This window comes from Pseudomonas sp. GW822-FHT07A10, assembly GCF_058798795.1.
Genome location: NZ_JBXAKV010000002.1, coordinates 425,743 through 448,799 on the forward strand (window position 1 = coordinate 425,743; position 23,057 = coordinate 448,799).

Consider the following 23,057-nt stretch of genomic DNA (forward strand, 5'->3'; position numbering starts at 1 on the left):
CATGTTCAAGCCCTTGGCCCTGGCCGCTGCTGTCCTCACCGCTTTCAGCCTGAACGCCTTCGCTGCGAAAACCGAGTTGACGGTGTACACCGCCCTCGAAGCCGAACAACTGAAGACCTACAAAGAAGCCTTCGAGAAGGCCAACCCGGACGTCGAGATCAAGTGGGTGCGCGACTCCACCGGCATCATCACCGCCAAGCTACTGGCCGAAAAAGCCCGTCCGCAAGCCGATGCGGTGTGGGGCCTGGCGGCGTCGAGCCTGGCGATCCTCGATCAGCAAGGTATGCTGCAAAGCTACGCGCCGAAAGACCTGGGCAAGATCGGCGGTAACTACCGTGATGCCGCCAACCCACCGGCCTGGGTCGGCATGGACGTGTGGGCGGCGACCATTTGCTTCAACACTGTCGAAGCCGAAAAGCAGGGGCTGAGCAAACCGGTCAGCTGGCAGGACCTGACGAAGCCTGAGTACAAAGGCAAGATCGTCATGCCCAACCCGGCCTCGTCCGGCACCGGTTTCCTCGACGTCAGCGCCTGGCTGCAAACCTTCGGCGAGAAGCAGGGCTGGCAGTACATGGACGACCTGCACCAGAACATCGGCCAGTACGTTCACTCCGGTTCCAAGCCGTGCAAGCTCGCCGCTGCCGGTGAATTCCCGATCGGTATTTCCTTCGAATACCCGGCTGTTCAACTGAAGCGCCAAGGCGCGCCGCTGGACATCATCCTGCCGAAAGAAGGCCTGGGCTGGGAGATCGAAGCGACTGCCGTGATCAAAGGCACCGCGCATGAAGAAGCAGCGAAGAAACTGGCCGACTTCTCTGCAAGCCCGGCGGCGATGGAGCTTTATAAAGAGAACTTCGCGGTACTCGCACAACCGGGTATCGCCAAGCCACAGACCGAATTGCCGGCGGACTATGAGCAGCGCCTGATCAAGAACGACTTTGCCTGGGCCTCGAAGAATCGCGACGAGATCCTCACCGAATGGCGCAAGCGCTATGACGGCAAGTCCGAGAAAGTGGCTGCCAAGTAACTGACTCACACCTTGTGGCGAGGGAGCTTGCTCCCGCTGGACTGCGCAGCAGGCCCCTTCTTTTCAGATAGAGAGGGGGGGCCGCTACGCGCCCTAGCGGGAGCAAGCTTCTTCGCCACAAAAAGCGGGATTATCTTCATGACACAACACAGCGACATGCTGATCGTAGGCGCCGGCATTCTCGGCCTGTCCCACGCCTATGCCGCCGCCAGGCGCGGCCTAAAGGTCAAAGTCTTTGAACGCAGCGCCACGCCGTTGGGCGCTTCGGTACGCAACTTCGGCCAGGCATTGGTCACCGGCCAGCCACCAGGGCCGATGCTCGAATTGGCCAGGGCCAGCCGCGACATCTGGGGCCAATGGGCAGAACTTGCCGGCCTGCACCTCAAGCGCAACGGCTCGTACCTGTTCGCGCGTACCGAAGCGGAAGAACACCTGCTGGAAGCCTTCTGCGCTGGGCGTGCCGTGGAGCACGGTTACCGTGTCGAGCTGTTGCGCGGCAACCCATTGCGGGATTTATACGGCGGTCAATTCAGCCATCACCGCGCCGCGTTGCACGGCATGGATGACCAACAGCTGTATTCCCGTGAAGCGATTCCTGCGTTGATTGACTATCTGCATCGCGAGTTGGGCGTCGAGTTTCACTTCTCCACCCTGGTGCGCGACATTGAGTCGGGCCGCTTGCACAGCACAGCCGGCACCTTCAGCGCCGAGCAGATCATCGTTTGCTCCGGCCACGATTATCAAACCTTGCTGGCCGAGCCGATTGCCGAACTCAACCCGCAAATCTGCCGCCTGCAAATGCTCCGTGCCCGGCCGCAGATCAACCTCAACCTGCAACACGCACTGCTCACCGGTCTGAGTTGCGTGCACTACGGCGCCTTCGCCGATCTGCCGGAAGCTGCGGCGGTACAGGCGCAAATTCTGCGCGAGGCGCCCCATCTGCATGAAAACGGCATTCACCTGCTGATCAGCCCGACACCGTATGGTGAGTTGATCATCGGCGACTCCCACCATTACGGCAGCGATCCATCACCGTTCAATGCCGAACAGGTGGACGACTGGATGCTCGAACTGGCCGAGCAGACGTTGGGCTGCAAAGTGCAAGTGGTCGAGCGCTGGCAGGGTGTTTACGGTTCACGCGGCCCTGGCCCGTTCTCCTTTCTGCGGCCGATGCCGGGTGTGAGCGTGGCGCTGATGCACTCCGGTGTCGGTATGAGCGTCGGGCCGGCGATGGCCGAACGTAACGTGGCCACTTTATTGGGAGGCAGTTGAAGGACCTCAAGGCCTTGAAGCGCAAGGCCGTGGGTCTGTTGTCTGGCGCTCTGCGCTGAGTTGTCTGACACACGATAGGGAATCGGTTTATGGATCAACGCGCGTCGAAGCATCAATCTGGCCTTTTCGCAAAGGAGCGCATGGATGCATTTTTTGAAAGTGATTGCACAGGATCGAAGCGGGAAGGGCTCAGCAGATACCGTCGTTTTCCAGTTCTTTGAAGGTGAACAGTTGCAGCGCGAGGCGACGGACGCGGATCGTCAACAGCTCAAGTCGTTTGGCAAAACGTACTTGAAATGCGCCTGGTATAACGCGGATGAAGCTGAGGAGCGGCACTTGCGCATCTTCTCGCAGAATCCATCCGCTGACGGTACGCCTGAGACGGTACGACTGCATTTTCATGACGGACCGAGGATTGCCTACAAGGCTGCGGTCCGCGATCTGGATAACGATGGGGTTTTTGAGTGGGTGTTGAGCTCGGATGTGGACAATGACGGGCGAGCGAACAGGACCGATCGTAGCCGTGTGAAGGCATTGGCCAAAGAGTTTCTGAAACTGGATTGGCGCTGACGATCGTTGGTTAGAGCTGCTGCGCCAACACCTCAACCTGCTCCTGCCGCTCCGCCTGATTCACCTTCGAATGAGGATTGAGCGACGACCACTGCGGATGTGCCCGAGCCTTGTTCAGCGCTTCCGGCAGTTTGCCTTCGCGCCAGGTTTTGTCCTGTGGTGTGGCGACCTGAATGCTGTCCATCGCCGCGTGCCCGCGCTGGTTCAGGGCTTGCAACAGTTGTCGCTGACGCAGGGCCAACAACCGCAGCACGCTGTCGTCGACAGTCAGTTCTCGCTGGCCCTTGATCTTGCCCAGCAGGCGGCTGCCGTAACTGCGGGCGGTTTGCAGGGCGCCGCCGGCAATCGCTCCGGCCAGTGCCGCCGCGCCGAGGGTCAGGCCGCCCACCAGCAAATCGACGCCGGCCCCGGCCGCCGCGCCAGCCGCGATGCCACCGCCGACCCGTACACCGAGTTGTTTCAGGGTTTCCGGGTTGAACAGGTCATCGCCCCAGCGACCATCGAGCAGCGGCAGGTCACTGGCCGCCGCGTCCTGTGGGCGGAAGGCGTAGAGCTTGAGCAAGGCTTCGACGCAACGTTGTTCACGCTGACGCACCGCTTTGCGCAGTTCGCTGATCGCTTGCTGTTCCTGCTCCGCCTCGCTGGCGACACTGCGGCGGCAGGCGGCGCAATCGATCAATAAGTCGGCAATCAACTGCGCTGCACTCTGCTGACGGGCCAGGCGTTGGGCCTGCTGATCGGCGATCAGGCGTTCCAATTGTTCGCGGGAGTTTTCCAGCAGCAGCGCGAGGCTTTCATACAGTCGGCGTTCGCCATCTTCCGGCGGCGCGACGCTGTCGAACCGCACCAAGGCATGCAAGCCCAACCGCGCCAGGGCTTCACGCCAATCCGGTTCGCGCTGCTGGGCGCTGCTGACAAAATTCAGCACTGGCAGCAGCGGTTTGCCGCAACTGGCCAGCACTTGCAGTTCGTCGCGGTACTTGGCCAGCACTGGCTCCCGAGCGTCGATCACATAGAGGCCGGCGTCGGAGGCGAGCAATTGTCGCAACACCTTGGCTTCCTGTTCGAAGCGCTGCCGGGCTTCGCTGCCCTCAAGGAAGCGCGCCAGCCGCGCCGGGCCGTCGAGGCGTTCACCGGGTCGCTCCAGGCGCTCGAGGTAGTCGAGCAGGGCGATGGCATCTTCCAGGCCCGGCGTGTCGAACAGATCGAGCAACGGCTCGCCGTCTACCGACAATCGCGCGCCTTCGACGTGGCGCGTGGTGCTGGGGCGATGGGAGACTTCGCCGAAGCCGACATCCCGCGTCAGCGTTCGCAGTAACGAGGTTTTGCCGACGTTGGTGTGGCCGACCACGGCGAGTTTCAATGGCCGTTTCCAGGCATCAGTCATGACCCGTCTCCAGCCAGCTCAACGGCGCGCAATCGGCGAATGGCAAGTCCAGTTGTTGCAGCGCAACGTGCCAGTCGCCCAGGCGTTCGGCATCCAGCGCTTCGCCGGGCGGCGCTTGCAGCAACCACACGCGGGTGGCGGTGGCGCTGCGAGCCAGTTCGGCAATCAGCGCGAGGCTGCCACGGTCCGGCGAACGCCGTGGATCGCAGGCGATGGCCAGGCGGGCCGGGGGAAAGCGACTCAGCTGTTCAAGCAGTTTGTGCCGGGATTCGCGGCTGTCGAGGATGCCGGCGTCGTTGACGCTTTTCGGCAGCTGCGGTGGCCAGGGGCGTTGATCGTCCAGCTCGATGGCCACCAACAGTGCGCCATCGCTTTGCAGGTCGCTGGCCGCGTTTTCAACCCGGTGAAGTTGCTCAGGCGCGGCATCGCTAATACCCAGGCGTTCGCTGGTGGGCATGAGCCGTTCGCGCAGTTGGGCGTAACCGGGCAGGTTCAAGTCCAGATGCAAGGTTGCCTGGCCGGTTTTCCAGCGCCACCGGCAGAACAATGCGAGCAGCAAACGCGGTAACACGCCGTACACCAGCAGCACGCCCACCAGCCACGCCGCCCAGGCCTGGCGGGCGCTTTCGATGTTCAGCGCGGCATCGCCGCTGGCGCGGATCATCTCCACGCTGGGCACACTGAAACCGAGCAAGGCCGGCAGGGCGCCGAGGGCCTGGGTCATGGCGACGAAGGTGTCGGCGCCGAGAATGGTGGTCTCCCAGACGAAGCCATAGCGCCGGGTCGCCATCAGCGTCAGCAGCATCACCAAGGCACTGAGCATCGCCAACAACCACAAGCCGTTGACCAGCACACCCAGCGCCCACCGATTGAGTTTCTGCCGTTGCAGTAACAGCAGCAGGGCTGGCGCCAGTTGCGCGGCGTTGGCATCGCGGGCGAGTTTTTCACTGAGCCACAACCACAAGCGTCCGAGGGCGGCGCTCTGTTCGCCGGCGAACACCAGGCCCAGGGCCCAGCTCAACAGCAGAATCAGGTTCAGCCCCAGCAGGCTGCCCAAGGCCCAAAACACATTGACCGGGGTCTGGCCGTCGCCCAGCGCGGCAAACGCCAGGCCGGCGCCACTGATCACGGCCAGCACGGCGAGCACGATCAACGCCAGTCGCGCGCCTTGCAGCCAGTGTTTGAGGGCGCGGGTCTGCCCGTCGCGCTCGGCCAGCCACCGGGCGCGGCATTGAATGCGCGTCGGCAGGTCGCCGCCGGCGCTACGGGCGACTCGGTTGGCTTCCAGATCATCCAGGGGGCCGGCGTGTTCTTCACGCAGGCGTATGGTTTCGCTCAGCCAGAGGTTTTGCAGGGGCGTCAGTTCAGTCACGCGGCATCCCGTCGCTTCATTGAGCGATGAGCATAACTGTTGTGACGCTGGTCGGGGTACGTTGCGAGATGTTGAGCCTCTGGTATCCTCGCCAGCATGAAAAAAACTCTTCCCCTCAGTTTGATCGCGGCCCTCGGTGAAAACCGTGTGATCGGCGTCAACAACAGCATGCCCTGGCACTTGCCGGGGGATTTCAAGTATTTCAAGGCTAAAACCCTAGGTAAGCCGATCATCATGGGGCGCAAAACCTGGGATTCTCTTGGCCGTCCGTTGCCGGGGCGGTTGAACATTGTGGTCAGCCGTCAGGCGGATCTGAAGCTGGAAGGTGCGGAGGTATTCCCGTCGCTGGAAGCTGCGGTGGGTCGGGCTGAAGAGTGGGCGCTGGAACAGGGCGTCGATGAGCTGATGTTGATTGGGGGGGCGCAGTTGTATGCGCAAGCTTTGGGGTATGCAGATCGTCTGTATTTGACTCGCGTTGCGCTGAGCCCAGAGGGCGATGCTTGGTTTCCAGAGTTTGGCCCGGTCCATTGGGAGCGGGTGTCGAATGTTCCGAATCCGGCAGAAGGCGACAAACCGGCGTATAGCTTTGAGGTTTGGGAGAAGGCCTGAGCGCATCGCGGGCAAGCCCGCGATAGCGACCCATCAGGCGCCAATCAAGCCTGAGCCAACGCCCCATGCTCATCTGCGTCCAACAGCGCTTTATCCGTCTGCTGCATGATCTGGCTGGTGATCGCCCCAGCGGTGATCGAGCCACTGACGTTCAACGCCGTGCGACCCATGTCGATCAGCGGTTCAACGGAAATCAGCAACGCCACCAGTGACACCGGCAAACCCATGGCCGGCAACACGATCAGCGCGGCGAAGGTTGCACCGCCACCAACCCCGGCCACCCCGGCCGAACTCAGCGTCACAATCGCCACCAACGTCGCGATCCACAAAGGGTCCAGCGGGTTGATGCCCACGGTTGGCGCAACCATCACCGCCAGCATTGCCGGGTACAGACCGGCACAGCCGTTCTGGCCAATGGTCGCGCCAAACGAGGCAGCGAAACTGGCGATGGACTGTGGAATACCCAAACGGCTGGTCTGGGCTTCGATGCTCAGCGGAATGGTGGCGGCGCTGGAGCGGCTGGTGAAGGCGAACGTCAGCACTGGCCAGATCTTGCGGAAGAAGCGCAACGGGTTGATCCCGGCGGCCGACACCAGCACGCCATGGATCACAAACATCAGGCCCAGGCCGATGTACGACACCACCACGAAACTGCCGAGCTTGATGATGTCTTGCAGGTTGGAGCCGGCGACCACTTTGGTCATCAGCGCCAACACGCCGTATGGGGTCAGCTTCATCACCAGGCGCACCAGACGCATCACCCAGGCTTGCAGGGTGTCGATGGCGTTGATCACTTTCTGACCTTTCTCGACATCATCCTTGAGCAGTTGCAGCGCCGCGACCCCAAGGAATGCGGCGAAGATCACCACACTGATGATCGACGTCGGTTTGGCGCGAGCGAGGTCGGCGAACGGGTTCTGCGGGATGAACGACAACAACAGTTGCGGCACATTCAGGTCGGCGACCTTGCCCGCATAGTCGGTCTGGATGGTTTGCAGACGAGCCATTTCCTGGGTGCCGGCGACCAGACCTTCGGCGGTGAGGTCGAACAGGTTGGTCAGGCCGATACCGATCAGCGCCGCGATGGCGGTGGTGAACAGCAGCGTGCCGATGGTCAGGAAGCTGATCTTGCCCAGCGACGAAGCGTTGTGCAGACGGGCCACGGCACTGAGGATCGAGGCGAACACCAGCGGGATCACGATCATCTGCAGCAACTGCACGTAACCGTTGCCCACCAGATCGAACCAACCGATCGAAGCTTTCAACACCGGGTTGCCCGCACCATAAATCGTGTGCAGGGCGATACCGAATACCACGCCCAGCACCAGCGCCAGCAACACCTTTTTCGCCAGGCTCCAGGTGGTGTGACGGGTTTGCGCCAGGCCAAAGAGCAAGGCGAGGAACACCAGCAGATTGAGAATCAGCGGCAGATTCATAGAGGCTCCATAGACTTGTGCCAGCCACCTTCGTGTGTGACTGCGAACCGGTAAGCCTAACAGCTTGATATGTAATAATTTAATATCAAAAACAGCGGTCAACTGTCGTTTTTGGAATAAGCCAATGCCGCTATAAGGAATGCCGCTGACGGAATCAGGATGCAAGCGGTCGCGGGCAGGCGAGGACTGTCACACTTATTTGTTAGCGTCGATTTCTTTGAACCGGGGAGAAACGCCGATGAAGCTTGCACCGAAATTTCTTGCTGCTGCACTTGGATTGGGTTTGAGTCTTGGCCTTGCCGGCCAGGCGTTCGCTACCGACCTGAAGCACTGGCCAGCGGATCAGGCCAAGGCGCTGGACGCGATGATCGCGGCCAATGCCAACAAGGGTAACTTCGCGGTGTTCGACATGGATAACACCAGTTACCGCTACGACCTCGAAGAGTCATTGTTGCCGTTCATGGAAAACAAGGGCCTGATCACCCGCGAGAGCCTCGACCCCTCGCTGAAACTGATCCCGTTCAAAGACACCGCCGACCACAAGGAGAGCCTGTTCAGCTACTACTATCGTCTCTGCGAAATCGACGACATGGTCTGCTATCCATGGGTCGCCCAAGTGTTTTCCGGCTTCACGCTTCAAGAGCTCAAGGGCTACGTCGATGAGCTGATGGCGTCTGGCAAACCGGTGCCGAGCACTTATTACGACGGCGATGTGGTCAAGACCATCGACGTCCAGCCGCCGAAAGTCTTCACCGGCCAGGCCGAGCTCTACAACAAGCTGATGGAAAATGGCATCGAGGTCTACGTGATGACCGCTGCCTCCGAAGAATTGGTGCGCATGGTCGCTGCCGATCCGAAGTACGGCTACAACGTCAAACCGCAGAACGTGATCGGTGTGACCACGATGCTCAAGGACCGCAAGACTGGTGAACTGACCACGGCGCGTAAGCAGATCACTGCGGGCAAGTATGACGAGAAGGCCAACCTTGGCCTCGAGTTGACCCCGTACCTGTGGACTCCGGCAACCTGGATGGCCGGCAAGCAAGCGGCGATCCTGACCTACATCGATGAATGGAAAAAACCGGTCCTGGTGGGTGGTGATACGCCGAGCAGCGACGGTTACATGCTGTTCCACAGCGTCGACGTGTCCAAGGGCGGCATCCATTTGTGGGTCAACCGCAAAGACAAGTACATGACCCAGATTAACGGCATGATGGCCAAGCACGCAGCGGCCCAGGCGAAAGAAGGGTTGGCGGTGACGGCGGACAAGAACTGGGTGATCGTCAAGCCGGAAGAGATTCAATAAGCGCTGTGATCTCGTTCCCACGCTCTGCGTGGGAACGATCAAAAAAAATGCCCCGCACTTGGCGGGGCATTTTTTTGTTCGACGGTTAAGTATTACAGCCCGTCGAGCATCGCTTTGTTACGCACGGCACCCTTGTCGGCGCTGGTCGCCAACAGGGCATAGGCTTTTAGAGCGGTGGTCACTTTACGTGGACGCTTTTCCACCGGCTTCCAGCCTTTCTTGTCCTGCTCGACCCGGCGCGCGGCCAGTTCTTCGTCGCTGACCAACAGGTTGATCGAGCGGTTCGGAATGTCGATCAGGACCTTGTCGCCGTCCTGCACCAGACCGATCGCGCCACCGGCAGCGGCTTCTGGCGAAGCGTGGCCGATGGACAGGCCCGAAGTGCCGCCGGAGAAACGGCCGTCGGTCAGCAGGGCGCAGGCTTTGCCCAGGCCTTTGGATTTCAGGTAAGAGGTCGGGTAGAGCATTTCCTGCATGCCCGGGCCGCCTTTCGGGCCTTCGTAACGAATGATCACGATGTCGCCAGCCTTCACTTCGTCGGCGAGGATGCCGCGTACGGCGCTGTCCTGGCTCTCGAAGATCTTCGCGTTGCCTTCGAAGACGTGGATCGACTCGTCGACACCGGCGGTTTTCACCACGCAACCGTCCAGCGCGATGTTGCCGTACAGAACGGCCAGGCCGCCTTCTTTCGAGTAAGCGTGTTCGACACTGCGGATGCAGCCGTTTTCACGGTCGTCGTCCAGGGTTTCCCAGCGGGTCGACTGGCTGAACGCGGTTTGCGTCGGGATGCCCGCAGGGCCAGCCTTGAAGAAGTGATGCACCGCTTCGTCGTTGGTCTGGGTGATGTCCCACTTGGCGATACCTTCGGCCATGGTCTTGCTGTGTACGGTCGGCAGGTCGGTGTGCAACAGGCCGCCACGGGCCAGGGAGCCGAGGATGCTGAAGATCCCGCCGGCGCGGTGCACGTCTTCCATGTGGTACTTCTGGATGTTCGGCGCGACCTTGCACAGTTGCGGTACATGGCGGGAGAGGCGGTCGATGTCGCGCAGGTCGAAATCGATCTCGGCTTCCTGGGCCGCGGCCAGCAAGTGCAGGATGGTGTTGGTGGAACCGCCCATGGCGATGTCCAGGGTCATGGCGTTTTCGAACGCCTTGAAGTTGGCGATGTTGCGCGGCAACACCGACTCGTCGTTCTCGCCGTAGTAACGCTTGCACAGCTCGACGATGGTGCGGCCGGCTTGCAGGAACAGCTGTTCGCGGTCGCTGTGGGTGGCCAGGGTCGAACCGTTGCCCGGCAATGCGAGACCCAGGGCTTCGGTCAGGCAGTTCATCGAGTTGGCGGTGAACATGCCGGAGCAGGAGCCGCAAGTAGGGCAGGCGCTGCGCTCGTACTCGGCGACCTTCTCGTCAGAGGCGCTGGAGTCGGCGGCGATCACCATGGCGTCGACCAGGTCGAGACCGTGGCTGGCCAGTTTGGTCTTGCCGGCTTCCATCGGGCCGCCGGACACGAAGATCACCGGGATGTTCAGGCGCAAGGCGGCCATCAGCATGCCAGGGGTGATCTTGTCGCAGTTGGAAATGCAGACAATGGCGTCGGCGCAGTGGGCGTTGACCATGTATTCGACGGAGTCGGCGATGATCTCGCGGCTCGGCAGCGAATAGAGCATGCCGTCGTGGCCCATGGCGATGCCGTCATCCACGGCGATGGTGTTGAATTCTTTGGCTACGCCGCCGGCCCGTTCGATTTCACGAGCGACCAGTTGACCCAGATCCTTCAGGTGCACATGGCCCGGTACGAACTGGGTAAAGGAGTTGGCAATGGCGATGATCGGCTTCTTGAAGTCGTCATCTTTCATCCCCGTGGCGCGCCACAGTGCGCGAGCACCGGCCATGTTGCGGCCGTGGGTGGATGTTTTCGAGCGGTAATCAGGCATGGAGCACTCCGGGCGGCAAATCAGGTATCAAAAGGGAAGTGAGCTTCTATTGACGTCTGGAACACTCAGAAATGGCCGTGTGTCCGGAAGTTGCCGATAACTTTGCGGGATCGCCGCGCGCTTCAGCTTGAGCTCATAAACCCGCCGGGGGATGACTGGCGATGAATCTCGCGATTCTACACCGCTGGCGTCAGGAGGGAATGCCGGAAAACGTTGATCCAGTGCTGACGGGGCGTGTGGGATGACGACTGGCAGGATTATTCGACGCTTGGGCTGGCTCCCGGGCTTTTGGCTCGGCTATGGATACGACTGTTGAGTACCAGCGCCACGCTGCTCAGGATGATAAAGCTGTATCCCAGCGTGGATTGCAGGTTGGCCGGGCTCAGGCTGATGAGCGCACTGATCAACCCGCCACAGATGAAAATCACCGTACTGCCGGCCGACGCCGAAGTTCCCGCATTTTCAGGGAACAGGCTCATGGCTTTGGACGTGGCGGCCGGTCGGGCGATGGTAGTGCCGGCAGTACAGATGAGCATCGGTACCAGGACGGTAAACGGGGATAGCGTAAAGTGGCTTGAGAGGTAAAGCATGATCAGGCCGGACAGCAGGATCAGGCATAGCCCGCTGATGACTTGATGACCGGGACTGATACGTTTACCCAGCAGCGTCGCAACCGTGCCGCCGACAATGTAGGCGCCGCCATAGACCAGCAGGATCAGCGAGAAGTCATAGGCCGACAGCTGGAGTTGATCCATGAAAATCAGCGGCGAAATCACTATGAAGGAAAAATGGCAGGCGAAAGCAAAGGCGGAAATCAGCCAGTAGGACAGAAAGTCGACATCGCACAAGACCCGGCGGTAGGGCTGGAAGATATTCGATAGCGCCCCGGTTGCCGCAGGCCGAGTGTTTTCGAGAAAAAAACAGGCCTTGAGCAGCACTATTCCAGCCAGTGCGATAAACACCACAAAGCTGCCCTGCCAGCCCAGCGTGGCTTGCAGGAACGTGCCGGCCAAAGGTGAGACCGAGATGAAAACGCCGGTGGCAGTCACCATCAGGATCCGCAACCGGTCACGCTCCTCGCCCTCGAACAGGTCCTGGATCAATGCTTGTGACAGCACGAAACACCCGCAGCCGAGTGCCTGAATCACACGGAACAACAGGAAGTGAACATAGTCCGTGGTCAGCGTGCAGCCCACCGCACCCAGCATCGAGATGGTTATTCCAGCGAGCAACAGTCCTTTGCGCCCGATCACATCCGACAGCGGCCCGATCAGCAGTTGAGAGCCCGCTATGCCGACGGCAAACAGACTGATCGACAGCGTAATATCGGCGGGCGTACTGCGAAAGTGTTCGGCGAGCGCCGGGAAAGAGGGTAGCAGGACATCCAGCGGGAACACGCCAAGCAGCACCATGGCCAACAACAGGCTGACCGCCCCCCGACGTTGTTTGACGGTCGCCGCGGATTGTCCTTCAGCCATCGATAAGCCCTGCCTTCATGAACAGTTGCTGGTTGGAGGGCAGGTCGAAGAAACCAGCCTTTTTTAACGCCTGAAGCGTTGCGCCAGCACCGGATCGCACCCGTTGATGGGTGGCTTGGGGGCTGGTCAGTCCGCCAAGAATTTCCGTGATGGTGGTCTCGCCAAGACCCGCGCTGAGCAGGCTTTCGCGCATCCATCGCTCATCGGCTTCGAAGAACATCCGGATGATGTCCAGCAGCGCTTTGGCGACAAACGTGCGTTGAGGGCTGTTCAGCGTCAGCCACAGGTAATGGAACACTTCAGAGAAATAGCGACTATGGCGCGCCTCGTCCGCCAGATGATCCCTGAGCATTGCCTGGACGCTGGAGACCAGGTCGTTACGGCAGACATCGAGCAGTTCCTTGGCAATGATCGTCTCCGACACGAACCCGACGAGAAACCAGGCCAGCGCCCTGTATCTTTCAGGGGCGCCGTCAAGCAGGGCGTTCAATCGCATGATGCGGTGGGGCATGACCGGACGTCGGCTGATCCCGTAGAAACTGGCAACTTGCTCGGCAAGGCTGTTGGAAAACAGGGCGTGATAACCCTCGTCGGTATAAAGCTGAAGCGCGGCGGTCTTCATTCGTGCGGGAATGTGGACGTTCAGTTCATCATGGATGATGGTTTCCACGGAGCGGTTGACGATGCGGTGCTCAAGCAAGGTGGTGTAGTCGAGGAAGTACACCAGATGATTGGCCGACAACCGATGGATGACGGTTTGACCTGCCGCCTGGATGGCCGGGTGAGTCAGGTAAGCCAGGAAGCCTGGAGGAAACCAGTGGCGCGTTTCCAGTTGCTGTTCCAGGTCTGGCGGTAATAGATAGTCGTGTTCGCTGGTGCGCACTGACGCACGGGTATTCCAGTCGCCCAGGGTGTAACGATGAGCCCAGGATACGGGCTGCTCCAACGGGGCAACGATGGGAGTGGTCATTGTTGCGGCTCCCGACGGCTCAGAAGATCTTTCAATTCCTTGCACATCACTTGTCCGTCGCTGTAGCCACAGCCGACAAAAAACAAAGGTTGTTCCGCGCTGTCCTCGATCCCCAGCAAGACCTCGACCTGATCATCGGCCAGTGCCCCCGTCAGCCAGGTGTTCAACCCCAGTGCAGTGGCCACCAGTTGGAATGTTTGCGAGATATGCCCCGCTTCCACGAAGGCCATTCGATAGGCTCGCGAGTGTTCATATTTCCACCACAGCTTGTCGAACCGACTGGTGATGAACAGGCCCACGGGCAGGTTGTTGATGAAGTGCTGCCCACACAGCAACTGCCCCAGTGGCGAGTCAGGTGTCGGGTTGACGAAACTCAAGGCGTGGTCGGTGGGGTGATAGGCGTAGAGCCCGGGTTTCAGGCCGCTGACGTTGTGTACATGTAGAAAGCCTTCGCAGGCATTCAGCCCGCCACCGGATGGGCTGCTGCGCCGGGCATCGAGACCTTCGACAAGGGTTTCGTCGACATCGTTTTCGCGCTCATGCAAGTAGCCAAGGGACAGGTAAAGCAGCGTGCCGATAGCTTCCAGTGAAACCGCTGCATCCGTGAAGGTGCGGCAGGTTTTTCGGCCGATCAGGACGTCGGCAAGAGACCCTTTCGGCAGGCAGGAAGGCTTTGGCAGGTCAATCAGCTCCCGCGCCTGGCGTTCTGTGGGCCGGTTGCTCGGCGCAGGAGCGGCCAGCACTTCGGTGCAATGGTCCAGGTAGTGTCTAGACCATTCATGAATATCCTGAGGGACATGTTCGCAGGGGATGTTTTTGGTACCGATATGGAATATCTTCGACAGTTCATCCCAACCCCATTCAACAGTGCCTTGTATTGATGTTGTCAGTATTCCTGCGTTCAGGAGTTGAGTGTCAACTATGTTGCTGTCGTTATACAGTTCGGGGTTGTTGATTAGTTGCGTAAGTCTGCTTGAGTATTCAAGACTTAATTCAAACTGTTTGTGATTTTTGTAATCCCAGACTATTTGGCCGGGCGTGCGAGGAAGTATGAATAGATATGGGTTTATCTGCATGGTGGGCGGTTCGCTCTGGACGGGTGCCATAGAACACGCTGGGTAGCCGGCACTCCCCAGCGTCTCATTTACTTAGCGGGCTTTTGGTGCAACCAGAAAAGCCAGGTTGGCGATTTTGTTAGCTTCCAGAGTAATTGCTTTCATGTTGTTGACTCCTTGTCATTTGATAGTGAGTGTCACTCCGAGGTGACAACTCAATCATAGGCTTTAATGGGCTCTTATCAAGGGGAGATCAAGTAGGAATATTCCAGTAATTTTGTCGGAGCGGTCTTGGGGTTGGAGAAAATTTGTAAGTTATATTCTTTCAAATCAAATGTGCAGGGAAACTTCCTGCAAGTCTGTAGGACTGCAAGAGTAAGACGATGGGGTGGGAGAGGAGATGTCGCGGCGTCAGAATGGCTGACGGAGAGCCTGTCGGCTCCCCGTCAAACCGGCGTACTCAGCTGTTTGGCAGCAGACGGCAGGTAATGCTCTTGATGTAGCGGGTTTCGGCAATGGCTGGGTGAACCGGGTGATCCGGGCCTTGTCCGCCGCGCTCCAGCATCTGGATGTTGCGGTCCAGGTGACGGGCGCTGGTCAGCAGGATGTTCTGCAGATCGTCTTCCGGCAGGTGCATCGAGCACGACGCGCTGACCAGGATGCCGTCCTTGCTGAGCAGGCGCATGGCTTGTTCGTTCAGGCGACGGTAGGCACCTTCACCGTTTTTCATGTCTTTCTTGCGTTTGATGAATGCAGGAGGGTCGGCCACGATGACGTCGAAACGCTCTTCGCTGGCTTTCAGCTCTTTGAGGGCTTCGAACACGTCGCCTTCAATGCAGGTCATTTTTTCGGCGAAACCGTTCAGTGCAGCGTTGCGCTCGACGCCGTCGAGGGCGAAGGCCGACGCATCGACGCAGAACACTTCACTGGCGCCGAAGGCGGCTGCTTGCACGCCCCAGCCACCGATGTAGCTGTACAAGTCCAGCACGCGTTTACCTTTGGCATAAGGTGCCAGACGCGCGCGGTTCATGCGGTGGTCATAGAACCAGCCGGTTTTCTGGCCCTGGATGACCGGCGCTTCGAACTTCACGCCGTTCTCTTCCAGCGCCACCCACTCCGGCACCAGGCCGAACACGGTTTCGACGTAACGGTTGAGGCCTTCGGCGTCACGGGCTGCGGAGTCGTTCTTGAACAGGATGCCGCTTGGCTTGAGCACTTGGGTCAGCGCCGCGATCACGTCATCTTTGTGAGCTTCCATGGTCGCCGAAGCGATCTGGACCACCAGGATGTCGCCGAAACGGTCGACCACCAGGCCTGGCAGCAGGTCGGAGTCGCCGTAGACCAGACGATAGAACGGCTTGTCGAACAGGCGATCGCGCAGCGACAGGGCGACGTTCAGGCGATGCACCAGCAGCGACTTGTCCAACGGCAACTTGATGTCGCGCGACAGCAGGCGGGCGCAGATCAGATTGTTCGGGCTCATGGCAACGATGCCCAGCGGCTTGCCGCCGGCGGCTTCGAGGATCGCCTGATCGCCAGCCTTGAAGCCGTGCAATGGGGTGGCGGCTACATCGATTTCGTTGCTGTAGACCCACAAGTGACCGTTGCGCAGGCGTCGGTCGGCGTTGGCTTTGAGGCGCAGGCTAGGCAGGGACATGACGTCGCTCCGGAAAAAAGAGCGGGAGTATAGCGTGTTGAGGGAGTGGCGGGTTTGACGGACGATGAAACGCGCATGACGCCATCGCGGGCCCGCACACGTATGGATTGAGTTTGACTGGCTGTCGGATCGATCTTTTTAAGGGGTAGAATCCCTGCCTGACCCGGAGTGCGTACTTATGTCCCAAGAGCTGTCTTCTGAACAGATTCAACAGTCCCTGCAAGGCATCAGTGTGCCGGCCCAGCCGCAGATCATGGTGGATCTGCAGATGGAGCAATATATGCCCGACCCGGACCTGGAGGTGATCGCCAAGCTGATCTCCCAGGACCCGGGCCTATCCGGTGCCTTGCTGAAAATTGTCAACTCGCCGTATTACGGCTTGAGCAACAAGATCACTGCGATCCAGCGAGCAGTAAACCTGTTGGGCAGCCGTTCGATCATCAACCTGATCAACGCGCAGTCGATCAAGGGTGAGCTGAACGACGAGACCATCGTCACCCTCAACCGTTTCTGGGACACGGCGCAGGACGTGGCGATGACCTGCCTGAGCCTGGCCAAGCGCGTCGGTGTCCAGGCCGGCGATGAAGCTTATGCGCTGGGCCTGTTCCACGATTGCGGCATTCCGCTGATGCTCAAGAAATTCCCCGATTACATGAAAGTGCTGGAACAGGCCTATGCCAACGCCAGCGCCGAATGCCGCGTGGTGGATACCGAGAACAAGCAATACAACACCAACCACGCCGTGGTCGGGTATTACACCGCCAAGTCCTGGCGTCTGCCGGAACATGTCACCCAGGCCATTGCCAACCATCACAATGCCCTGGCCATTTTCAGCGATGAGTCGTGCCGCAATACACCGCTGAAAAACCTGCTGGCAATCCTGAAGATGGCCGAGCACATTTGTGCCTCCTATCGGGTGCTGGGCAACCAGTCTGAAGACCACGAATGGAACAATGTCGGGCATCTGGTGCTCGATTACATCGGTCTATCGGAATACGATTTCGAAACCCAGAAACAAGAAATTCGCGACCTCGCCACACGTTGAGTGTCGAACCTCGCCTGATTCGAGAGCCTCATGCCAGAACTGCCGGAAGTCGAAACCACCCGCCGCGGAATTGCACCGCACCTGGAAGGCCAGCGCGTCAGCCGGGTGATCGTGCGTGAGCGCCGTCTGCGCTGGCCGATCCCCGAAGACCTGGATGTGCGGCTGTCGGGCCAGCGCATCGTGCTGGTGGAACGGCGGGCCAAGTATTTACTGATCAATGCCGAAGTCGGCACGTTGATCAGCCATTTGGGCATGTCGGGGAATCTGCGGCTGGTGGAAGCCGGCTTGCCGGCGGCCAAGCATGAGCATGTGGACATCGAGCTGGAATCGGGCCTGGCCCTGCGTTACACCGACCCGCGTCGGTTCGGGGCGATGCTCTGGAGTCTCGACCCGCTGAATCACGAACTGCTGGTTCGCCTGGGGCCGGAGCCGTTGACCGATCTGTTCGATGGCGAGCGTCTGTTCCAGCTGTCCCGTGGGCGATCCATGGCGGTCAAGCCGTTCATCATGGATAACGCGGTGGTGGTTGGCGTCGGCAATATCTACGCAACCGAAGCGCTGTTTGCTGCCGGCATCGACCCGCGCCGCGAGGCCAAGAGCATTTCCCGGGGGCGTTATTTGAAGCTGGCGATCGAGATCAAGCGCATCCTGGCGCTCGCCATCGAACGGGGCGGTACCACGTTGCGGGACTTTATCGGCGGCGACGGCCAGCCGGGGTACTTCCAGCAGGAGCTGTTCGTATACGGCCGTGGTGGTGAACACTGCAAGGTCTGTGGCACGGGGCTGCGGGAAGTCAAACTCGGGCAGCGCGCCAGCGTCTTTTGTCCGCGCTGTCAGAGCTGATATCGGCTACGGTCTATAGTCAGTGTTCTCACTGCCTAGCCGAAGGACCGTGCCATGAATCTGTTTCGAACCCTTGTCGTCACGCTGCTGCTGAGCGTCGCTGCGCCCGCGCTGGCTACTGAGAACGGCAGCGGCGACCCGCGTTACACCATCCAGAATCCACCGGCCTACGCCATGCTTGGCGATCTGCTGATTGCCCGACCGTTGCTGGTGGTGGCGACAGTGATCGGTGCTGGGGCGTTTGTGGTGTCGCTGCCATTTACCGCGCTGGGCGGCGGCATTGGCGATGCAGGGCAGGCGCTGGTGGTCGACCCGGCGAAAGCGGCGTTTGTGCGGTGTCTGGGGTGCGTCGGGGAAGGGTTTGAGCAGCGGGAGTGAGGCATAAAAAAGATCGTCCGAACGCCGCTCGAGCCTTCGGACGATCTTTCCAGGCTTTCAAGCCTTACCGGTAATCTTCCGGTACTTCTCCATCAACTGTTCTTCAGTTTCCGGATGGGCCTCGTCCAGCGGAATGCAATCCACAGGGCAGACCTGCTGGCACTGCGGTTCGTCGTAGTGGCCGACACATTGCGTGCACAGGTTCGGGTCGATCACGTAGATCTCTTCGCCCTGGGAAATGGCGGCGTTCGGGCACTCGGGTTCGCAGACGTCGCAGTTGATGCAATCGTCGGTGATGATCAGGGACATGCTAACTCCAGCCGGGGCGGCAGGCCCTGGCGCAATAAACCAATGCGCACAATTGTGCCGCATTGGCGCCCGCAGTGCACGCGGGCGCGATCAAGTGCAGCTTCGGCAGCGCCTACTTTTTGAAGCGTTCGGTGAGGGCGTCGGCCACCACCGGGTGGACGAACTTGGTGATATCGCCGCCCAGGGCCGCGATTTCACGGACCAGTGTCGAGGAAATGAACGAATAACGCTCGGACGGGGTAAGAAACAGGCTTTCCACATCCGGTGCCAGTTGGCGGTTCATATTGGCCAGCTGGAATTCATATTCGAAGTCCGACACCGCGCGCAAACCACGCAGGAACACATTGGCGTTCTGCTCTTTGGCGAAATGCGCGAGCAGCGTCGAGAAGCCGACGACTTCAACGTTCGGCAAATGTTTGGTGACCTCGCGGGCCAGCTCCACACGTTGTTCCAAGGGAAACAGCGGGTTTTTCTTCGGGCTGGCGGCGACGGCGATGATCACGTGATCGAACAGGCGCGAGGCGCGTTCGACCAGATCGCCATGGCCCTTGGTAATAGGGTCGAAGGTACCTGGGTACAACACTCGGTTCATCGCGTCGTCCTGGCGGGAGTCCGTTGGGGAGTCGGATGGTATCGCAGCCTTCCCGGTCGGCCAAGTCGCCTGTTGGGTAAGAAAGCACTATAGACGATGGGAATATTCCTCGTTTTCATGGGTTTTTCAAACGCTCGGCCAGTGAATTCGCCAGTTGTGCCGTCAGTCCGTAGACCGACAATTGTGGGTTTGCACCAATGCTGGTGGGAAATAGCGAGCCGTCGTGAATCGATAGATTGTGCAGTTGGTGATGTCGGCCGAGGCTATCGGTCACGGCGTTTTTCGGGTCTTCACCCATGGCACAACCGCCCATTACATGAGCACTGCCCAGGCGCGTGCGATACAGCTCAAGGCTCAATCCATCGATCAAGGCACGCACTTCGGTGAGGGTTCTGACGTAACGGGCGTCGGCATGCAGCGGCATCACAGCGTTGGCGCCACCGGCGAACTGGATCTCGGCCATGCTATGGAACGCCCGGCGCAACCCGTCCCAGGCATACGGTGAAACCTGATAGTCGAGCACCGGCGTGCCGTCACTGCGCAATTCGACACTGCCGCCGGGGCTGTCCGGGTGAAAACCGTCTCGCAGCAACGCCAGCATCGCGTGGGTATGTGGCAGATTCTCCATGTGCCGGGCGTTTTCCGTGCCGAAGCCACCGAGCAGGGTGGTGGCCAGCGCCGGGTGCAGCGGTGGGACCTCCAATTTGTAGGACATCTTGCCGGTGATGCCGTCCTGCCACTGGAAATGGTCGGAATAAATCGACTGCGGCGCGCCGTAGAACGGGTTGATCACCTCGTCGAACAGCCCGGCGGACATGTTGACCAAATGCAGGAACGTCCGTTTCCCCAGTCGCTCATGCGGATCCGGCGCCTCTGAACGCAATAGCAGCGCCGGGCTGTTGATCCCGCCACCGGCCAGCACGTAATGCCGTGCCTTGACCGTGATTGTGCGTCCGGTAGGGGCAACGCAACGCTCATCCATCGCCACACAGTGCAGGCCCGTAACTCTGCCGTCCTTGATCGACAGCTTTTCAGCGCGAGCCAGATAGAGCAGCTCGCCACCTTTTTCCAGGGTCGCCGGGATGGTCGTGACCAGCATCGATTGCTTGGCGTTGGTCGGGCAACCCATGCCGCAGTAGCCGATGTTCCAGCAGCCGCGCACGTTGCGCGGGATCACATGCCAGGCGTAGCCGAGTTTTTCGCAGCCTTTGCGGATGACGTCGTTGTTGGCGTTGGGCGGCACTAGCCACGGGGCGACGCCCAGGCGTTGTTCCATTTTCTCGAACCAGGGCGCCATCTCGGCCGGTGCGTGGCCTACGACGCCATGTTCTTTGGCCCAGTGTTCGAGCGTCTGATCCGGGGTGCGAAAGCTCGAAGTCCAGTTGATCAGCGTGGTACCGCCCACCGCCCGGCCCTGGAGGATGGTGATCGCACCGTCCTTGCTCATGCGCCCGATGCCTTCCTGATAGAGGCTGGTGTAGGCCTGATCTTCGAGCATCTTGAAGTCGCTGCTGGTCTTGAGTGGGCCTTCTTCGATGAGCAAGACCTTGTAGCCTGCGGCGCTGAGGATTTCGGCGGTGGTTCCGCCGCCGGCACCGCTGCCGATGATCGCCACATCCGCTTCGAGGGTCAGGTTCTGGGTCAGTTGGGCGCCGTTGTAGGTTTTCCAGCCACGGGCCAGGCCTTCGCGGAACGGATCGGGTACGGGCATCGTCAGGTTCTCTTGTTGTTATGTTCTGGGCGCGCTGCGGTCTCAAACCGTAGGCGGCCCCGGATACCCGCAATGCACCCACGACTCCGCCCGGCTGTACCACGCCATCATCACCATTTGCAGCAACGAGCTATGGCCCATGCGCAGCAGGCTCAACGAGCTGTTTTCCCAACGGTCGAGAAAATGTCGGATGGCTTCGCCGCTGGCGTTTTCCCAGCTGCCCCAGATCCCGGTCAGTGGGCCGCGAGTGATGCTCATCCCCAGCACATCGAACAATTGTCGGGTCAGCTTGAGCATTTCCGGCGACAGGTGATCGAGGCTGTAATCCAGGCTTTTGAGGGCGCCTTCGACGGCGGCCGGCATTTTCTCGACGATTACGGCACCGTCGAGCATTACCGGGATCAGTGCCCGCAGAAACAACAGGTCACCGCTGCGCAGAGTCGCGAAACCGCTGGCCGCCGTGCTCGACGAGCAGCCGCTGAGGCTCGCGCCGAATCCGGCTGTGGCCAGAAAGGCGCTGGCGCCCAGGCTGAATTTAAGCAGGCCGCGCCGTGACAGCGCGGGTGTGTCGGACAGGCTTGGGCTCATTATTGTTATTACCCGGCGGTGTTGATCGTTAGCGGATAAACAGCTTCTGGATCAGTTTCTGAATGGATTTGCCGTACGGCGGATAGATCAGCTTTGCCGCATTGAAACGCTGTTTGATCAGCACACCCTTGGCCTTGCTGAAGGTCAGGAAACCCTCATGGCCGTGGTAGTGGCCCATGCCCGAGGCGCCGATGCCGCCGAACGGCATGTCGTCCTGGGCGACGTGCAGCAAGGTGTCGTTGAGGCATACGCCGCCGGAATGGGTTTCGTGGAGAACGCGGTTTTGCTCGCGCTTGTCGTAGCCGAAGTAATACAGCGCCAGCGGACGAGGCCGTTGGTTGATGTAGGCAAACGCTTCATCGAGGTCCTTGTACGGCACGATCGGCAGCAGCGGGCCGAAGATTTCGTCCTGCATCACCGTCATGTCGTCGCTGACGTTGAGCAGCAGGCTATGACCCATGCGCCGGCCCTGGCCCTGATCGAACAGCGGAATCAGCAGCGCGCCCTTGCTGGTAGCGTCGCTGAGGTAACCGTTGAGCCGCGCCAGTTGTCGGTCATTGATGATGGCGGTGTAGTCCGGATTGTCGGCCAGGGTCGGATAAAACCCGCGAATTGCCTGGCGATAGGCTTCGACGAAGGAGCCGACGCGGTCTTCCGGCACCAACACGTAGTCCGGGGCGACACAGGTTTGCCCGGCGTTGAGGGTCTTGCCGAAAGCGATGCGTTCGGCGGCATCCTTGAGCGGCACATCGCGGGAAACGATGGCCGGGGACTTGCCGCCCAGTTCGAGGGTCACTGGAGTCAGGTTCTCGGCGGCTGCGCGCATCACGTGTTTGCCGATGCTGGTGGCGCCGGTGAACAGCAGGTGATCGAAGCGCAACCGGGAGAACGCCACGCCGATGTCGGCCTCGCCGAGCACCACGCAAACCAGGTCTTGAGGGAATATCCGCCCCAGCAATTCCTTGAGCAGCAAACCGGTGGCGGGGGTCGATTCGCTGAGTTTGAGCATCACCCGGTTGCCCGCCGACAACGCACCCACCAACGGCCCGATGGCCAGGTACAACGGGTAGTTCCACGGCACGATCACCCCGACCACGCCCAGCGGTTGATAAACGACTTTGGCCGACGCGGGTTGAAAGGCGATGCCGACTTTACGCCTCGAGGCCTTCATCCAGCCTTTGAGGTGTTGGCTGGCGTAGTGAATGCCGTGCAGGCTGGGCATCAATTCGGCGAGCAGGGTTTCGTCGGCGCTGCGGTGGCTGAAATCCTGGCTGATGGCGTCGATCAAGGCCTGGCGCTCATTGCTCAACAGATCCCGCAATGCCTTTAGCCATTGCTGGCGTTGAGCTTCGGGTGGCATCGGGTTGCCTGCATACGCGGCGCGTTGAGCATCGAACAGGGTTTGGAGCTCGTCCAGAGGCTGCTGCAAGTTCTTCAGGTAGGCGATGTCAGCAGGCATGGTCGGCTCCGGATTTATTGTAATGAGGGGATTTTTAGAGTCCGTGCTCTAAAAAGTCA

General features: G+C 60.1%; 21 protein-coding genes. 8 read left to right on the forward strand and 13 right to left on the reverse strand.

What is annotated here, in order from left to right; translation table 11 throughout:
* Position 1 precedes the first annotated feature (1 nt).
* The 3 genes from AC1RL4_RS05440 to AC1RL4_RS05450 all read left to right on the forward strand — a co-directional run bounded on the left by AC1RL4_RS05440 (position 2) and on the right by AC1RL4_RS05450 (position 2,869).
* The gene (locus AC1RL4_RS05440) at positions 2-1,027 is read left to right on the forward strand and encodes a putative 2-aminoethylphosphonate ABC transporter substrate-binding protein (protein WP_064620991.1); all 1,026 of its coding nucleotides are present in this window, start codon (positions 2-4) and stop codon (positions 1,025-1,027) included.
* Positions 1,028-1,165: 138 nt separating this feature from the next.
* A complete protein-coding gene (locus tag AC1RL4_RS05445) occupies positions 1,166-2,299 on the forward strand; it encodes a TIGR03364 family FAD-dependent oxidoreductase (protein ID WP_230173280.1) in 1,134 nt (377 codons plus the stop codon).
* A gap of 144 nt (positions 2,300-2,443) precedes the next feature.
* On the forward strand, positions 2,444-2,869 hold the full coding sequence (locus tag AC1RL4_RS05450) for a hypothetical protein (protein ID WP_064620988.1): 426 nt from the start codon (positions 2,444-2,446) through the stop codon (positions 2,867-2,869).
* A 10-nt stretch (positions 2,870-2,879) separates the two neighbouring features.
* On the opposite strand, the gene AC1RL4_RS05455 is transcribed toward AC1RL4_RS05450, so the two are convergent.
* Positions 2,880-4,256, reverse strand: coding sequence for a GTPase/DUF3482 domain-containing protein (locus AC1RL4_RS05455; protein WP_096479415.1), 1,377 nt, complete (start codon positions 4,254-4,256; stop codon positions 2,880-2,882).
* The gene (locus AC1RL4_RS05460; RefSeq protein WP_258612801.1) at positions 4,249-5,628 is read right to left on the reverse strand and encodes a DUF2868 domain-containing protein; all 1,380 of its coding nucleotides are present in this window, start codon (positions 5,626-5,628) and stop codon (positions 4,249-4,251) included. The genes AC1RL4_RS05455 and AC1RL4_RS05460 overlap by 8 nt, the downstream gene beginning before the upstream one ends.
* Positions 5,629-5,724: 96 nt before the next feature.
* Between AC1RL4_RS05460 and AC1RL4_RS05465 the strand changes: the two genes are divergently transcribed.
* Positions 5,725-6,237 (forward strand): dihydrofolate reductase, encoded by a 513-nt coding sequence (locus AC1RL4_RS05465; protein WP_019580589.1) that lies wholly within the window; start codon positions 5,725-5,727, stop codon positions 6,235-6,237.
* 44 nt (positions 6,238-6,281) lie between these two features.
* Here AC1RL4_RS05465 and AC1RL4_RS05470 read toward each other — a convergent pair whose 3' ends face one another.
* A complete protein-coding gene (locus tag AC1RL4_RS05470) occupies positions 6,282-7,673 on the reverse strand; it encodes an L-cystine transporter (RefSeq protein WP_230173284.1) in 1,392 nt (463 codons plus the stop codon).
* 238 nt (positions 7,674-7,911) lie between these two features.
* On the opposite strand from AC1RL4_RS05470, the gene AC1RL4_RS05475 reads away from it, so the two are divergent.
* Positions 7,912-8,979 (forward strand): HAD family hydrolase, encoded by a 1,068-nt coding sequence (locus AC1RL4_RS05475; protein ID WP_018928673.1) that lies wholly within the window; start codon positions 7,912-7,914, stop codon positions 8,977-8,979.
* A 92-nt stretch (positions 8,980-9,071) separates the two neighbouring features.
* Here AC1RL4_RS05475 and ilvD read toward each other — a convergent pair whose 3' ends face one another.
* The 5 genes from ilvD to AC1RL4_RS05500 all read right to left on the reverse strand — a co-directional run bounded on the left by ilvD (position 9,072) and on the right by AC1RL4_RS05500 (position 16,073).
* Positions 9,072-10,913 (reverse strand): dihydroxy-acid dehydratase, encoded by a 1,842-nt coding sequence (ilvD, locus tag AC1RL4_RS05480; protein WP_018928674.1) that lies wholly within the window; start codon positions 10,911-10,913, stop codon positions 9,072-9,074.
* A gap of 257 nt (positions 10,914-11,170) precedes the next feature.
* Positions 11,171-12,391 (reverse strand): multidrug effflux MFS transporter, encoded by a 1,221-nt coding sequence (locus AC1RL4_RS05485; RefSeq protein WP_019580592.1) that lies wholly within the window; start codon positions 12,389-12,391, stop codon positions 11,171-11,173.
* Entirely contained in the window at positions 12,384-13,361 is a 978-nt protein-coding gene (locus AC1RL4_RS05490) for a diiron oxygenase (protein WP_028939088.1), read from the reverse strand. Before AC1RL4_RS05490 ends, AC1RL4_RS05485 begins: the two co-directional genes overlap by 8 nt.
* Positions 13,358-14,437, reverse strand: a complete 1,080-nt coding sequence (locus tag AC1RL4_RS05495) for a SagB family peptide dehydrogenase (RefSeq protein WP_028939087.1) — start codon at positions 14,435-14,437, stop codon at positions 13,358-13,360. The genes AC1RL4_RS05490 and AC1RL4_RS05495 overlap by 4 nt, the downstream gene beginning before the upstream one ends.
* A gap of 439 nt (positions 14,438-14,876) precedes the next feature.
* Positions 14,877-16,073 carry a class I SAM-dependent rRNA methyltransferase gene (locus tag AC1RL4_RS05500; RefSeq protein ID WP_017341306.1) on the reverse strand — a complete coding sequence of 399 codons (1,197 nt, stop codon included), beginning with the start codon at positions 16,071-16,073 and terminating at the stop codon, positions 14,877-14,879.
* Between the two features lie 232 nt (positions 16,074-16,305).
* Here AC1RL4_RS05500 and AC1RL4_RS05505 point away from each other — a divergent pair, with 232 nt between their 5' ends.
* From AC1RL4_RS05505 to AC1RL4_RS05515, 3 genes are read left to right on the forward strand one after another with little or no spacing between them, the layout of a single operon-like run.
* Positions 16,306-17,118, forward strand: a complete 813-nt coding sequence (locus AC1RL4_RS05505; protein WP_172901221.1) for an HDOD domain-containing protein — start codon at positions 16,306-16,308, stop codon at positions 17,116-17,118.
* Between the two features lie 30 nt (positions 17,119-17,148).
* Entirely contained in the window at positions 17,149-17,961 is an 813-nt protein-coding gene (mutM, locus tag AC1RL4_RS05510; RefSeq protein ID WP_018928680.1) for a bifunctional DNA-formamidopyrimidine glycosylase/DNA-(apurinic or apyrimidinic site) lyase, read from the forward strand.
* Positions 17,962-18,015: 54 nt separating this feature from the next.
* A complete protein-coding gene (locus AC1RL4_RS05515; protein ID WP_019580596.1) occupies positions 18,016-18,339 on the forward strand; it encodes a multidrug transporter in 324 nt (107 codons plus the stop codon).
* A gap of 57 nt (positions 18,340-18,396) precedes the next feature.
* Here AC1RL4_RS05515 and AC1RL4_RS05520 read toward each other — a convergent pair whose 3' ends face one another.
* The 5 genes from AC1RL4_RS05520 to AC1RL4_RS05540 all read right to left on the reverse strand — a co-directional run bounded on the left by AC1RL4_RS05520 (position 18,397) and on the right by AC1RL4_RS05540 (position 22,998).
* Complete coding sequence (locus AC1RL4_RS05520) at positions 18,397-18,648, reverse strand: YfhL family 4Fe-4S dicluster ferredoxin (protein WP_003195146.1); 252 nt, start codon at positions 18,646-18,648, stop codon at positions 18,397-18,399.
* Positions 18,649-18,760: 112 nt separating this feature from the next.
* A complete protein-coding gene (coaD, locus tag AC1RL4_RS05525) occupies positions 18,761-19,240 on the reverse strand; it encodes a pantetheine-phosphate adenylyltransferase (RefSeq protein ID WP_007939322.1) in 480 nt (159 codons plus the stop codon).
* A 115-nt stretch (positions 19,241-19,355) separates the two neighbouring features.
* Positions 19,356-20,951: a GMC family oxidoreductase gene (locus AC1RL4_RS05530; RefSeq protein WP_230173285.1), complete on the reverse strand. Its 1,596-nt coding sequence runs from the start codon at positions 20,949-20,951 to the stop codon at positions 19,356-19,358.
* 42 nt (positions 20,952-20,993) lie between these two features.
* Positions 20,994-21,539 carry a twin-arginine translocation pathway signal protein gene (locus AC1RL4_RS05535; protein ID WP_230173287.1) on the reverse strand — a complete coding sequence of 182 codons (546 nt, stop codon included), beginning with the start codon at positions 21,537-21,539 and terminating at the stop codon, positions 20,994-20,996.
* Positions 21,540-21,567: 28 nt separating this feature from the next.
* A complete protein-coding gene (locus tag AC1RL4_RS05540) occupies positions 21,568-22,998 on the reverse strand; it encodes a coniferyl aldehyde dehydrogenase (RefSeq protein ID WP_230173289.1) in 1,431 nt (476 codons plus the stop codon).
* Positions 22,999-23,057: the final 59 nt, after the last annotated feature.

Excerpts from the sequence above, each read along its gene's own strand:
- AC1RL4_RS05450 (WP_064620988.1), top strand. The coding sequence starts at position 2,444 with ATGCATTTTTTGAAAGTGATTGCACAGGATCGAAGCGGGAAGGGCTCA.
- AC1RL4_RS05485 (WP_019580592.1), bottom strand. The coding sequence starts at position 12,391 with ATGGCTGAAGGACAATCCGCGGCGACCGTCAAACAACGTCGGGGGGCG.
- AC1RL4_RS05475 (WP_018928673.1), top strand. The coding sequence starts at position 7,912 with ATGAAGCTTGCACCGAAATTTCTTGCTGCTGCACTTGGATTGGGTTTG.
- AC1RL4_RS05445 (WP_230173280.1), top strand. The coding sequence starts at position 1,166 with ATGACACAACACAGCGACATGCTGATCGTAGGCGCCGGCATTCTCGGC.
- AC1RL4_RS05515 (WP_019580596.1), top strand. The coding sequence starts at position 18,016 with ATGAATCTGTTTCGAACCCTTGTCGTCACGCTGCTGCTGAGCGTCGCT.
- AC1RL4_RS05490 (WP_028939088.1), bottom strand. The coding sequence starts at position 13,361 with ATGACCACTCCCATCGTTGCCCCGTTGGAGCAGCCCGTATCCTGGGCT.
- AC1RL4_RS05470 (WP_230173284.1), bottom strand. The coding sequence starts at position 7,673 with ATGAATCTGCCGCTGATTCTCAATCTGCTGGTGTTCCTCGCCTTGCTC.
- AC1RL4_RS05495 (WP_028939087.1), bottom strand. The coding sequence starts at position 14,437 with ATGCAGATAAACCCATATCTATTCATACTTCCTCGCACGCCCGGCCAA.
- AC1RL4_RS05455 (WP_096479415.1), bottom strand. The coding sequence starts at position 4,256 with ATGACTGATGCCTGGAAACGGCCATTGAAACTCGCCGTGGTCGGCCAC.
- AC1RL4_RS05440 (WP_064620991.1), top strand. The coding sequence starts at position 2 with ATGTTCAAGCCCTTGGCCCTGGCCGCTGCTGTCCTCACCGCTTTCAGC.
- AC1RL4_RS05535 (WP_230173287.1), bottom strand. The coding sequence starts at position 21,539 with ATGAGCCCAAGCCTGTCCGACACACCCGCGCTGTCACGGCGCGGCCTG.
- AC1RL4_RS05530 (WP_230173285.1), bottom strand. The coding sequence starts at position 20,951 with ATGCCCGTACCCGATCCGTTCCGCGAAGGCCTGGCCCGTGGCTGGAAA.
- AC1RL4_RS05500 (WP_017341306.1), bottom strand. The coding sequence starts at position 16,073 with ATGTCCCTGCCTAGCCTGCGCCTCAAAGCCAACGCCGACCGACGCCTG.
- ilvD (WP_018928674.1), bottom strand. The coding sequence starts at position 10,913 with ATGCCTGATTACCGCTCGAAAACATCCACCCACGGCCGCAACATGGCC.
- AC1RL4_RS05465 (WP_019580589.1), top strand. The coding sequence starts at position 5,725 with ATGAAAAAAACTCTTCCCCTCAGTTTGATCGCGGCCCTCGGTGAAAAC.
- AC1RL4_RS05520 (WP_003195146.1), bottom strand. The coding sequence starts at position 18,648 with ATGTCCCTGATCATCACCGACGATTGCATCAACTGCGACGTCTGCGAA.
- AC1RL4_RS05540 (WP_230173289.1), bottom strand. The coding sequence starts at position 22,998 with ATGCCTGCTGACATCGCCTACCTGAAGAACTTGCAGCAGCCTCTGGAC.
- mutM (WP_018928680.1), top strand. The coding sequence starts at position 17,149 with ATGCCAGAACTGCCGGAAGTCGAAACCACCCGCCGCGGAATTGCACCG.
- coaD (WP_007939322.1), bottom strand. The coding sequence starts at position 19,240 with ATGAACCGAGTGTTGTACCCAGGTACCTTCGACCCTATTACCAAGGGC.